Source organism: Pontibacillus salipaludis (genome assembly GCF_014642405.1).
GTDB lineage: Bacteria > Bacillota > Bacilli > Bacillales > BH030062 > Pontibacillus > Pontibacillus salipaludis.
Genome location: NZ_BMIN01000001.1, coordinates 30,475 through 43,284, shown reverse-complemented (window position 1 = coordinate 43,284; position 12,810 = coordinate 30,475). Strand labels below are relative to the sequence as shown.

9 protein-coding genes are annotated in these 12,810 nt (G+C 39.8%); all 9 read right to left on the bottom strand.

Translation table 11 applies throughout. The features are described from left to right. Positions 1-167 precede the first annotated feature (167 nt). Positions 168-4,466, bottom strand: coding sequence for a PolC-type DNA polymerase III (locus IEW76_RS00225; protein ID WP_188649802.1), 4,299 nt, complete (start codon positions 4,464-4,466; stop codon positions 168-170). 66 nt (positions 4,467-4,532) lie between these two features. Beyond that, complete coding sequence (locus IEW76_RS00220; RefSeq protein WP_188649799.1) at positions 4,533-6,242, bottom strand: proline--tRNA ligase; 1,710 nt, start codon at positions 6,240-6,242, stop codon at positions 4,533-4,535. 27 nt (positions 6,243-6,269) lie between these two features. After that, entirely contained in the window at positions 6,270-7,526 is a 1,257-nt protein-coding gene (gene rseP, locus IEW76_RS00215) for an RIP metalloprotease RseP (RefSeq protein ID WP_188649797.1), read from the bottom strand. A 16-nt stretch (positions 7,527-7,542) separates the two neighbouring features. Then, complete coding sequence (gene dxr / locus IEW76_RS00210; protein WP_188649795.1) at positions 7,543-8,688, bottom strand: 1-deoxy-D-xylulose-5-phosphate reductoisomerase; 1,146 nt, start codon at positions 8,686-8,688, stop codon at positions 7,543-7,545. A gap of 27 nt (positions 8,689-8,715) precedes the next feature. Further along, the gene (locus IEW76_RS00205; RefSeq protein ID WP_188649793.1) at positions 8,716-9,510 is read right to left on the bottom strand and encodes a phosphatidate cytidylyltransferase; all 795 of its coding nucleotides are present in this window, start codon (positions 9,508-9,510) and stop codon (positions 8,716-8,718) included. Between the two features lie 15 nt (positions 9,511-9,525). After that, entirely contained in the window at positions 9,526-10,290 is a 765-nt protein-coding gene (gene uppS, locus IEW76_RS00200) for an undecaprenyl pyrophosphate synthase (RefSeq protein ID WP_188649791.1), read from the bottom strand. 159 nt (positions 10,291-10,449) lie between these two features. Next, positions 10,450-11,007, bottom strand: coding sequence for a ribosome recycling factor (frr, locus tag IEW76_RS00195; protein ID WP_188649789.1), 558 nt, complete (start codon positions 11,005-11,007; stop codon positions 10,450-10,452). 2 nt (positions 11,008-11,009) lie between these two features. After that, positions 11,010-11,732, bottom strand: coding sequence for a UMP kinase (pyrH, locus tag IEW76_RS00190; RefSeq protein ID WP_036778758.1), 723 nt, complete (start codon positions 11,730-11,732; stop codon positions 11,010-11,012). Between the two features lie 82 nt (positions 11,733-11,814). Continuing rightward, on the bottom strand, positions 11,815-12,699 hold the full coding sequence (tsf, locus tag IEW76_RS00185; RefSeq protein WP_188649787.1) for a translation elongation factor Ts: 885 nt from the start codon (positions 12,697-12,699) through the stop codon (positions 11,815-11,817). Positions 12,700-12,810: the final 111 nt, after the last annotated feature.

Below are 12,810 nucleotides of genomic sequence, written 5' to 3'. Positions count from 1 at the left end.
GCTAAAATTCCCTGCTGAGACAGCAGGGAATTCGTTCGGCGGTCAAATTCGGAAGTAATACGAAAGAGTGGGTTTCCCCACTCTTTTACTCTCATACGTATCTTCTGTCATACCAACAAAAATATACCACACACACGAAATTTTAGCAAGCCATGGTTCATAAACAGTTAGAACAAGGATAACTGGTTTTTATCAGGTAATCCTTCTAAGCATCCATGCTCATCTAAATACTCTAGAACGGTTTTAGATATACGGCTTCTCTCTCGGAGATCTTCTTTTGATAAGAACTCTCCATCTTCTCGTGCTTTTACAATATTAATGGCTGCGTTTGTCCCTAATCCATCAATAGAGTTAAATGGGGGAATCAATGTATTCCCGTCTACAATAAATTCGCTTGCAGCAGAGCGATACAAGTCCACTTTTTGGAAAGAGAATCCGCGTTCTTGCATTTCAAGAGACAATTCTAAGACCGTCAACAAACTCTTTTCTTTAGGAGTGGCGTCTAACCCTTTACCATTAATCTCTTTAATACGTGTTCGTACAGCCTCTGACCCTTTCACCATCGTGTCAATGTCAAAGTCACTAGCACGTACCGTGTTATAAGCAGCATAGAAATAAATTGGGTGATGGACCTTGAAGTAAGCGATACGAACAGCCATAAGAACATAAGCAGCTGCGTGTGCTTTCGGGAACATATATTTAATCTTCTTACAAGATTCAATATACCAATCTGGCACACCGTGTTTTTTCATTTCGTCGATCCATTCAGGTTTTAAGCCACGTCCTTTACGAACAAATTCCATTATAGTAAAGGCTGTAGGAGCTTCTAACCCTTTGTGCATTAGATAGACCATAATGTCGTCACGACAACCGATTACTTCAGAAAGAGTACAAATGCCGTCGCTAATAAGTTGATCGGCGTTATTTAGCCAAACATCCGTTCCGTGTGACAAGCCTGAAATGATAACAAGCTCTGCGAAAGTAGATGGTTTGGTATCTTCAAGCATCTGACGTACAAATCGAGTACCAAACTCAGGCACACCAAGTGTTCCTGTTTTACACATAATTTGATCTGGTTCTACTCCTAACACTTGAGGACCGCTAAAGATCTTCATCACTTCTTCATCATCTGTAGGGATGGTTTTAGGATCAATCCCACTTAAATCTTGTAGCATCCTGATAACTGTTGGATCATCGTGTCCTAGTATATCAAGTTTCAAGAGATTGTCATGAATAGAGTGGAAATCAAAATGTGTTGTCATCCACTCAGATGATTGGTCGTCTGCTGGATACTGGATAGGTGTGAAATCATAAATATCCTGATCATCAGGCACAACAATAATTCCTCCAGGGTGTTGTCCTGTTGTTCGTTTCACCCCAGTACACCCCTGCACCAATCGGTCTACTTCAGCACCTTTATATTGAATTTCATGGTCGCCTGCGTAGCCTTTAACAAATCCGTATGCTGTTTTCTCTGCAACTGTACCAATCGTACCCGCACGGAAAACTTTATCTTCACCAAACAAAACCTTAGTATAGTTGTGTGCTCTTGGCTGGTATTCTCCTGAGAAGTTTAAGTCAATATCAGGAACCTTATCCCCTTTGAATCCTAAGAACGTTTCAAACGGAATATCTTGACCATCTTTCTTATACGCTATACCACAGTCAGGACAGTCTTTCTCTGGTAAATCGAAACCAGAACCGACTGATCCGTCCGTAAAGAACTCTGATTTCTGACATTTATTACAGACATAGTGAGGTGGTAAAGGATTTACTTCAGTGATATCGGTCATGGTGGCTACGAAAGACGAACCAACTGACCCACGTGAACCAACAAGATAGCCATCATCTAAAGATTTCGTCACAAGCTTCTGTGAGATTAAATAGATAACAGCAAAACCGTTCCCGATAATGCTATCAAGTTCTTTTTCAATTCGTTTTTCAACAAGCTCAGGTATAGGTTCACCATAAATACTTTTAGCCTTATTGTAGGTCATTTCCCGCATTTCATCATTAGCACCATCAATATTAGGCGTGTACAGATCATCTTTAACCGGTTTGATTTCCTCGATTGAATCTGCTATCTGCTGTGAATTGGTTACTACAACCCTTTTAGCTGTTTCTTCATCTAAGAAAGAGAAATCATCTAGCATTTCATTTGTTGTTTTAAAATGCACATCAGGTTGTGTTTGGCGATTAAGGGGATTACCACTCTGAGAAGCAATAAGGATTTTTCGATAAATCTTCTCATGCTCTTCGACATAGTGCGTGTTCCCTGTAGCAACAACCGGTTTATCTAATCGATCTGCCATATTGATTAAGTTTTTTAAGATATCATATAAATGAGCTTCATTTCTTATAAGGTCTTTTTCGATTAGATGGTAATAGTTTGAAGGAGGTTGTACCTCAATATAATCATAAAACTCAGCCACTTTCTCAGCTTCATCTTGTGACTTCTGCATCATCGCTTCAAATACTTCACCTTTATCACACCCGCTACCAATCAGTATTCCTTCCCTATACTTTTTAAGCACAGACCTTGGAATACGAGGGACACGGTAGAAATAATTCACAAGAGACATGGAAACGAGCTTGTAAATGTTTTTGAGACCTGTTGGATTTTGAGCTAATAAAATGGCATGTGAAGGGCGAGAACGTTGATATGCGTTCCCTTCTCCCATGTATTTGTTTAAATCCATATGATTGTTAATGTCTTTCTTACGAGCTTCCTTTAATAATTTCCACAGCAAATACCCAGTAGCTTCTGCGTCATAAATCGCCCTATGGTGCTGAGTCAATTCAATATCAAACTGCTTACAAAGTGTATTAAGACGGTGGTTCTTAAGCTGTGGGACAACGAGTCTTGCGAGCTCTAACGTATCAATGACAGGGTTGGCTGCTTTCTCGTAACCAATCTTTTTCAGCCCTGCATTTAGGAAGCCCATGTCAAAGCTTGCATTATGAGCAACTAATATAGAATTCCCCATCCATTCATGGAAATCTTTAATGACATCATCTGGGTCTGGGGCATCTTTTACCATATCGTCTGTTATCCCAGTAAGATCAGTTGTTGTTTGACTTAAAGGTTCATGAGGATTAGCGAATGACTCAAAACGGTCAATAATTTCCCCTTCTTTGATCTTTACAGCCGCTAATTCAATAACAGTATCATAAATAGCTGATAAGCCAGTCGTTTCCACGTCAAAGACAACATATTCATCTGTTGCTAGGTCACGGTCTTGTTCTTCATAGGCAATGGGTACCCCGTCGTCTACAATATTGGCTTCCAAGCCATAAAGCACTTTAACACCATTCTTGCTCCCTGCTGCATAGGCTTCTGGATATGCTTGTACGACAGCGTGGTCCGTAATGGCAACAGCTTTGTGTCCCCATTTAGCTGCTTGTTCAACCAAACGAGAAGCTGATACCGTAGAATCCATTTGACTCATCGTGGTGTGAGCATGGAGTTCGACTCGCTTTTCTCCTTCAGGAGCTTCATCTCTACGCACAACAGGCTTAACTTCATTAATATCTGAACCCATCATGGTTAATTCATTCGTATAGTTATCGGTCTGAACACGACCTTTAGCCTTAATCCACATGCCTTTTTTCAACCGCTGGAACTTCTCTTCATCATCATCTCTTCTAGAGAACATCTTCACTTGGATTGAATCAGTGTAGTCGGTCATTTTCGCCATAAGAAGGTGACGACCTGAACGAAGCTCTCTTATTTCAACATCAAAGACATAACCTTGGATGACCATCGTGTTTTCTTCTTCTTGAATGGATTCGATTTTTTCAGGAACATCTTTAATGTTATAACCAATGAGAAGTGGACCATCATGAAGCACTTCATCATCATCTTTCTCCTTAGCACGCTGTTCTTTTTCCTGGATTGCCTTTTGAACAATGTCTTTATCCTCTTGCTTCTTTTGCTCCTTAAACTGTTCTAGAGCTTCCTCTGAAGAAGTCACTTCAACCGTTAGAACATATAGAGAAGCCCCCACACGATTACAGAAAGCTTGGAATGGTTCGCTTAAGCGACGTTTCAAGGCATGAGCTTCCGCATCATTACGTGCATGCAAAATAAGCTTATTTCCATCAATTTGAGGACGCTGCTCATGTAATAAATCTTTATAAGCAGGTGATAGATCTGGTATTGATTTGACAAAGTGTAACCAGTAATCACAAATGCCATCTTCATCTAGCTTTTTATCATCTGTATCAATTGACCATGTAATCGTTGCAATGTGATGGAAAGCTTCATAAAGCTTCGTCGTGAAAACAGCATAAACGTCTGCGGGTAAAACTTTAGGGATATAAAAGTAAAAGTGCCACTCTTTTGTCGGCTTATGCACTGATAATTTCGTTAACTTGCTATCTTGAAAGTGTTCATTCACAAGATCCTCTGGCATTTCGATTTGCTTTAGGAGCAACTGCATTTTTTCTATCTGTGAAAGGTCCATGCTATATATCCTCCCCTTCATAAGCAAAGAGAGGTACCTTCGCTGACGAAGGTACCTATTTTCCACTTACAATTCTTTTAGTAATTCTTTAATATGATCAACTAGTTCATTTTCATGCACTTCAGACTGTACACCGCTTGAGCGAACCTTACTTTCAACGATTCCTTCATCCGCTCGCTTACCTACTGTAATACGAAGTGGAATTCCAATCAAATCGCTATCCGCAAACTTCACGCCTGCACGTTCTTTACGATCATCATATAATACTTCAACACCCTCATCTTTTAGGGTAGTATATAGACGCTCAGCTAATTCTTTTTGTTCATCTTTTTTAACATTTAGTGCTAAAAGATGAACTTGATAAGGAGCAACTTGTTTTGGCCAAGTAATACCTGAATCATCATGATACTGTTCTACAATTGAAGCTAACGTGCGTGATACCCCAATTCCATAACACCCCATAATGAGTGTTTGGTTCTTTCCGTTTTCATCAAGGAAATTAGCTCCCATTTTTTCTGCATAGAACTGACCAAGCTTAAATACATGCCCTACTTCAATTCCTTTAGCAAATTGAATCATGCCTTCACCATCTGGAGATAGATCTCCTTCTTGGATGAAACGAAGGTCCGCGTAATGGGTAACCTCAAAATCTTTCCCAGGTGTAACATTTGTATAATGGAATCCATCTTCGTTGGCTCCACAAGTCGCATTAGCAAGACCCTTAACGGCATGGTCTGCTACAATTTCGACTGTTTCAGAAACCCCAACAGGACCTAGTGAGCCAAATCCTGCACCAATGGCAGCTTTAACTTCCTCTTCTGAGGCTAAATCGATTAAGCTAGCATCATAAAGATTCTTTAACTTAACGTCGTTTACTTCATGATCTCCGCGCGTAAGAACCATGACTAATTTTTCATCATCGATCTTAAACATAATGGCTTTCATACCTTCTGAGATAGAATGCCCAAGTGCATTAGCAGCTTCTGCCATCGTCTTACAATTTGGTGTAGCGACCTTTTCACGTTCCTTCGGTTGGTCAGTTGAAGCTTCGTACGTATCTACAACTGGAGCCATTTCAATATTGGCTGCATAACTACTTTTATCTGAGTATGCGATCGTATCTTCACCAACTTCAGATAATACCATAAATTCATGAGTGTCCTTACCACCCATAGCACCTGAATCAGCAATAACAGCACGGAAATTCAAACCAAGACGAGTGAAGATATTCGTGTAAGCCTGAAAAATACGTTCATAAGCTTGATCAAGACTTTCATTAGAACTATGGAAGGAGTACGCATCCTTCATTAAGAATTCTCTACCGCGAAGCAACCCAAAACGAGGGCGTTTTTCATCTCGGAACTTGGATTGAATTTGATAAACCGTTAATGGCAATTGTTTATAACTCTTCACTTCATCACGAATAATAGCTGTTACTTCTTCTTCATGAGTAGCACCTAGAGCAAATTCACGATTGTGACGGTCGTTCAACCGCATTAACTCAGGACCAAATGTATTCCAGCGCCCTGTTTCTTTCCAGTGTTCAGATGGCTGTAGCGCCGTCATATTCATTTCAAGAGCGCCCGCATTTTCCATTTCTTCTCGAACAATCGCTTCTACTTTTCGTAATACTTTCGTACCTGCTGGTAAAAAGGAATATATACCAGAAGCTACTTTTCGGATGAAACCGGCACGAACTAGTAGTTGATGACTTTTAATCTCTGCATCTGCAGGATTTTCACGTAGTGTAGGTAAGAGCATTTCACTCTGTTTCATCCTTGTTCACCTCGTCTCTCTATTTACTTATAAAAATAATCTTTGAATATCGTTCCACGTTACAACAATCATGAGTAACATGAGAAGAGCAAAACCAATGAAATGTACAATAGCCTCTTTTTGAGGTTCAATTGGTTTCCCCCTCACCGCTTCGACGCCTACAAATAGTAAACGTCCTCCGTCTAGGGCAGGAAGTGGTACAAGGTTAATAATCCCAAGATTAATACTTAACATCGCAATCCATGGCATATAATTCGCCCAACTCATACTAACAACTTCATCAGTTGCATTGTAAATACCTACAGGACCTGATAACTGATCAATTGATAATTGACCTGTGACCAACTTCCCGAGGTTTGTCAAAATCATTGTAGTGATTTCATACGTTTTCGTAAACCCATATGTCGCTAATGTAGTGAAAGATTTTTCTTTGGGTTGGAAAACTCCTATCTTTCCAACTTCTTCACCACCGCGTTCCATGACTCCTGTTTTTACAGGAACGGTCAAACTTTCTCCATCTCGAACGATCGATAATTCTACTGTTTCATTAGGTTTTCCTTGTAAGACCTCTACAAACTCAACCCAAGTTCCTACGTTTTCCCCATTAACAGAAGTAACTTTATCTCCTTGTTGTAGCCCCGCTTCTTGAGCAGGCCCATCCTCTGTTAGCTTACCTAGGGTAGAATCATTAGAAGGTACCCCTTGAATCATAGCCAGAAGATAAAAGATGATGATAGCGAGCAGAAAGTTCATCATTGGACCAGCAAATAATTGCATAGCACGTTGAGATACTGTCTTTGATGCAAATTGACGGTCGTATGGTGCAATTTGCGTTTCTTTCTCATCCATTACAAACATAGCATCTGGTTCAACTTCAAATAGAAGCTTTTCATCTTCATCAAGCTCATACCCTTGAATCATCAACTTATGATCTAAGTCAGCATGTTCAACTTCAATGACTCTCGCATTTGGATATTTAGACTTATTGTTCACGATAATTCGATTAACTTTTCCAGACTGACCAAATTCAAGACCAATATGGTGACCTGGCTTTAAGTCTACAATTTCAGGATCTTCTCCTGCTACACGTACATACCCACCAATTGGCAATAAGCGAATGGTGTAAAGTGTTTCATTTTTCATAAATGAGAAGATTTTTGGACCAAATCCAATTGCAAATTCACGAGCCAACATGCCTGCACGCTTAGCGAATATTAAGTGACCCAGTTCATGAACAAATACAAGCAATCCAAACATGAATATAAATGCTAATACAGTTGGCAAAAATAGCACCTACCTTTTACTTTACGTATGATTTGATTCTTGTTCGTGTTTCTTGATCAACCGCTACGATCGTGTCAAGAGAGGGCTTAGAGACTACCTCATGCTCTTCTAATGCACGTTCAATTAACGCTTCAATCGTTAGGAAAGAAATCTTGCCTTCTAGGAAAAGTGCTACAGCTTGTTCATTTGCAGCGTTTAATACAGTAGGCATCGTTCCTCCCGCTCTTCCAGCCTCATAAGCCATTCGTAAGCATGGAAAGCGATCAAAATCCATTTCTTCGAAGTGAAGTTTTCCTATTTCTACTAAGTTTAACGTTTTCGTTTCTTGCATTTCAAGTCGATTAGGAAAAGTTAACGCATATTGAATCGGAACACGCATATCAGGAGTGCCTAATTGAGCAATTACACTTTTATCCTTAAATTCAACCATAGAATGAATGACACTTTCGCGATGTTGAATAACATCAATATCATCATAGGAGATATCGAAAAGCCAATGAGCTTCTATCACTTCTAAACCTTTGTTCATCATGGTGGCTGAATCAATCGTAATCTTAGCTCCCATGCTCCAGTTAGGGTGATTCAAAGCATCCTCTACGGTTACACCTTCAAGGTCAGCACGTGTCTTGTCGCGAAAGCTTCCACCAGATGCTGTGAGAGTGATCTTGTTAACATCCTTACGATTCTCTCCATTTAAGCATTGGTAAATAGCAGAATGTTCGCTATCTACTGGTAGGATATCAACTTGATTCCTTTTAGCAGCATCCATAACTAGATGACCAGCTGTAACAAGAGTTTCTTTATTGGCAAGAGCAACTTGTTTATGTGATTCAATAGCCCCAAGAGTGGCTTCTAGCCCCACACTTCCCATAATCGCGTTTACCAATACATCAACGCGATCATGTGTTGCGATCTCCTTCATGCCTTTAGATCCAGCTAATATTTCTGCTTGTACATTTTCTTCGCTTAGTTTTGTTTTGGTTTCTTCATCTTGAACGACGATGATGGACGGATTAAACTCTCTGATTAAAGGCAAAGCTTTTTCTACGTTTCGCCCAAATGCCATCGCAAAAAGATTAAATTCTTCCGGATGATTGCGTATAACGTCAGTGGTTTGGATCCCAATCGATCCAGTAGACCCTAACAAAGCTATATGTTTCATTCCTCACGCTCCTATGCTAATTTAATCCTATGATATAAATTGGATAAAATGCAGAATGGGGAGCACAAAAATTAAGCTATCGAAGCGGTCTAGTACTCCTCCATGACCTGGCAATAACTTTCCTGAGTCCTTAACTGAATAGTGTCGTTTGTAGGCTGACTCCACTAGATCTCCAATTTGACCAAATACAGCAATAAGAACAGCCCCAGCAATTATGACGAACATTGATTTATCAAGTGGCGCTAATAAGTGGAAAATAACAGCTACCACACAAGCTAACAATATCCCTCCAAGAGAGCCTTCTATTGTTTTCTTAGGACTAATTTGTGGCCATAACTTGCGTTTCCCCATTGCTTTACCAAAGAAGAAAGCTCCCGTATCGGTAGCCCATATTAGCAATAATGTGAAAAAGACATAATGAACACCGAACTCTTCCACATTTCTAGTCATAATTAGATAATAAAATCCCATACCTACGTATACAGCAGAAAGCAGTAAGAAACCTGCTTCATCAAAAGTAAACTTGTTTTTAACAAGAACTGTGTAACCTAAAAGTATAAACACAGCTAATAATGTGAATTCTGCTTTGGTCATGTCAATGATTCCTGAAAATGTTTCTTCAGGAGCTAACAGCACCCATAAATGGACAAAAGATACAACCCCTGGAAACGAGATAGGGGATATTCGTCTCATTCTCATTAGTTCAGCAAGACCAATGGTCGCAAAACCATAAATAAGAATGACAAACGGAAGTTGTCCAAAAAAGAATATAGGAATGATTAACAAACCAAATATAATCGCCGTAACGATTCGTTGTTTCATAACAATTTCAACACCTTATACCCCTCCATAACGTCGCTTGCGTTGTTGATAATCATGGAGAGCTTTTTCGAATTGACCTTCATCAAAATCAGGCCATAATACTTCTGTAAACCAAAATTCAGCATAGGCAAGTTGCCATAGCAGATAGTTGCTCAATCGCTGTTCTCCACTCGTTCGAATTAACAAATCAGGATCTGGCAACTGGTGTGTGTAAAGATGTGAGGAGATCATCTCTTCTGAAATAGTAGATGGATTTTCTTTTTCATCTATGACCTGCTGGGTTACCTGACGAACGGCTTGAACAATTTCATCACGTCCGCCATAATTAAGAGCAAAATTTAAAATAAGTCCTGTATTGCCTTGGGTTTGTTTCTTAGCGTTTTCTACAGCTTTCTTTGTATGAGGAGGTAGCTTTTCAATATGCCCGATGGTCTCTACTTTCACATTATTCTCCATCAATTCTGGTAAATATGTGTTGAGAAATTCATCAGGTAATTTCATAATAAATTCTACTTCGTTTTTAGGACGTTTCCAATTCTCTGTAGAAAATGCATACAACGTTAGGACGCCAACGTTCAAGTCTGTTGCACGACGAACGATTTTTTTGACAACATCCATTCCTTCTTTATGACCAGCCACGCGAGGTAACCCACGTTTTTTTGCCCATCTTCCATTCCCGTCCATAATAATAGCAACATGCCTAGGAATATTAGTACGGTCAAGTGGTATTGATTCTGTCGGTGTCATCTTCTTTTTAAAAAAAGGAAGTTTTAGTACCATGCGAGATCCTCCATTTGGGGGGCGTTAATTGTATATGTATAGAAAAATGAGGCTTTCGCTTATTAGCGAAAGCCAATCATCTGCACACCTTGACTAGCCCAAAAATGAAAAACCCCCTTCTAGCAAGAGGGTTCATCATTCATTGTACAAGGAAATACATCAAACTTCCATGATTTCTTCTTCTTTAGTCTTAGCAACTTTGTCGATCTCAGCAATGTTCTTATCTGTTTCTTTTTGCACATCATCTTGGTAGCTGCGAAGTTCATCTTCCGTGATATCTCCATCTTTCTCAAGCTTCTTAAGTTGATCGTTAGAATCACGACGAACATTACGAACCTGAACTTTTGCTTCTTCTGTATATTTCTTAACTACTTTAACAAGGTCTTTACGACGCTGCTCATTTAGCGCTGGAATATTAATACGAACAATATTACCATCACTAGATGGAGAAAGACCAAGGTCAGCTTTTTGAATAGCTTTTTCAATTTCACTAATTGAAGACTTGTCGAATGGTGTAATTACTAGCATTCGTGCTTCAGGAGCAGAAATTGTTGCTAATTGATTTAGTGGTACTACAGCACCATAGTAGTCTACTTTCACACCATCAAGGATGGATGGGTTTGCACGTCCTGCTCGTACCGTAGCTAATTGACGTGTAAACGCGCGAACCGCTTCTTCCATTTGTTCTTTTGTTTGTTGTAATACTGTTTTAGGCATATTTATTTCCCCCTCACAATAGTTCCTATTTGGTCGCCTAGAACGGCTTTTTTAATATTACCCTCTTCTGTAATTGAGAATACAAGAAGTGGGATGTCGTTGTCCATACATAAGGAAGAGGCAGTTGAATCCATTACGCCTAATCCTTCGTTAAGAACATCGAGATAAGATAATTCGTCATACTTTTTCGCATCTTTGTTTTGTTTAGGATCGTCATTATAGACGCCGTCTACATTGTTCTTAGCCATTAAGATGACATCTGCTTCAATTTCAGCAGCGCGTAATGCGGCAGTAGTATCTGTTGAGAAGTAAGGGTTACCTGTTCCGGCAGCAAAGATCACTACTCGTTTCTTTTCAAGATGACGAATTGCCTTTCGACGAATATATGGTTCTGCTACTTGGCGCATTTCAATGGACGTTTGAACGCGTGTAGGAATCCCAATATTCTCAAGGCTATCTTGCATCGCTAACGAATTCATTACAGTCGCTAGCATCCCCATATAGTCAGCAGTTGCACGGTCCATGCCAACTTCGCTTCCTACTTTTCCACGCCATATGTTTCCGCCGCCAACAACGACTGCAACTTCAACACCTAATTCTGAAATCTCTTTAACTTGACGTGCCACGGATTGAATGACTGCTGGGTCTAGCCCATATCCTTCTGCACCACTTAACGCTTCTCCACTCAACTTTAATACAACACGACGATAGTGAGCTGTTGTCATAATAACCTCCATATCACATTTATGTAAGCTTTTGAAAATAGGGAACACCACGTGTCCCCTATTCCACTAAAGCTATCATGTTTTATTTATTTACTTGGTTCATTACTTCTTCAGCGAAGTTTTCTTCTTTCTTCTCCATGCCTTCGCCAACTTCGTAACGTACAAAGCCTTTAATGGAAGCACCTTTTTCAGATACATATTGTTTAACTTTTTGGTCTGGGTCTTTAACGAATGCTTGCTCAGTAAGAACAATACCTTCGTAGAACTTGTTAAGACGACCTTCTACCATTTTTTCAACGATATGCTCAGGCTTACCTTCGTTTAGCGCTTCTTTCTTAAGAACTTCACGCTCACCGTTTACTTCTTCTTCAGGTACTTCGTCACGTGTCACGTAACGAGGGTTAACTGCTGCAGCGTGCATTGCAACGTCTTTAGCAACAGCCTCATCTGTTGTACCTTCAAGAAGAGAAAGTACGCCAATGCGACCTCCCATGTGAGTGTAAGCGCCAAATGCGTCGTTATCACCTTTAGTGATAATTTCGAAACGACGAAGTGAAATTTTCTCTCCGATTTTAGCTACTTGAGAAGTGATGTAGTCTTGAAGAGTTTCCCCTTCACCATGAAGTGGTTGCTCAAGTGCCGCTTCTACAGTTGCTGGTTGTTGTTTCACAAGATGCTTACCAATTTCAGAAAGCATTGCTTTAAACTGATCATTCTTCGTAACGAAGTCTGTCTCTGCGTTCAATTCGAAGATAACAGCAGTGTTGCCGTCTACTTCGATAGAAGCAGAACCTTCTGCAGCGATACGGTCCGCTTTTTTGGCAGCCTTAGACATACCTTTTTCACGTAACCATTCAAGTGCTTTTTCCATATCACCATCAGTTTCAGTAAGGGCTTTTTTACAATCCATCATACCCGCGCCCGTTTGTTCGCGTAGTTCTTTAACTTGTTTTGCTGTTACAGCCATTATAAAATCCTCCTTAAATGTTCAATATTATGTTTCAAAGAAAAGCAATTACGATTTGTGGCGTTTTCCTTGTTGTAAAACGTAAACATTATGCTATCTTTTCTTTAAAAA

Bases quoted from the DNA above. Each gene is read 5' to 3' on its own strand.
- dxr (WP_188649795.1), bottom strand. From the start codon at position 8,688: ATGAAACATATAGCTTTGTTAGGGTCTACTGGATCGATTGGGATCCAA.
- tsf (WP_188649787.1), bottom strand. From the start codon at position 12,699: ATGGCTGTAACAGCAAAACAAGTTAAAGAACTACGCGAACAAACGGGC.
- uppS (WP_188649791.1), bottom strand. From the start codon at position 10,290: ATGGTACTAAAACTTCCTTTTTTTAAAAAGAAGATGACACCGACAGAA.
- IEW76_RS00205 (WP_188649793.1), bottom strand. From the start codon at position 9,510: ATGAAACAACGAATCGTTACGGCGATTATATTTGGTTTGTTAATCATT.
- pyrH (WP_036778758.1), bottom strand. From the start codon at position 11,732: ATGACAACAGCTCACTATCGTCGTGTTGTATTAAAGTTGAGTGGAGAA.
- IEW76_RS00220 (WP_188649799.1), bottom strand. From the start codon at position 6,242: ATGAAACAGAGTGAAATGCTCTTACCTACACTACGTGAAAATCCTGCA.
- IEW76_RS00225 (WP_188649802.1), bottom strand. From the start codon at position 4,466: ATGGACCTTTCACAGATAGAAAAAATGCAGTTGCTCCTAAAGCAAATC.
- frr (WP_188649789.1), bottom strand. From the start codon at position 11,007: ATGCCTAAAACAGTATTACAACAAACAAAAGAACAAATGGAAGAAGCG.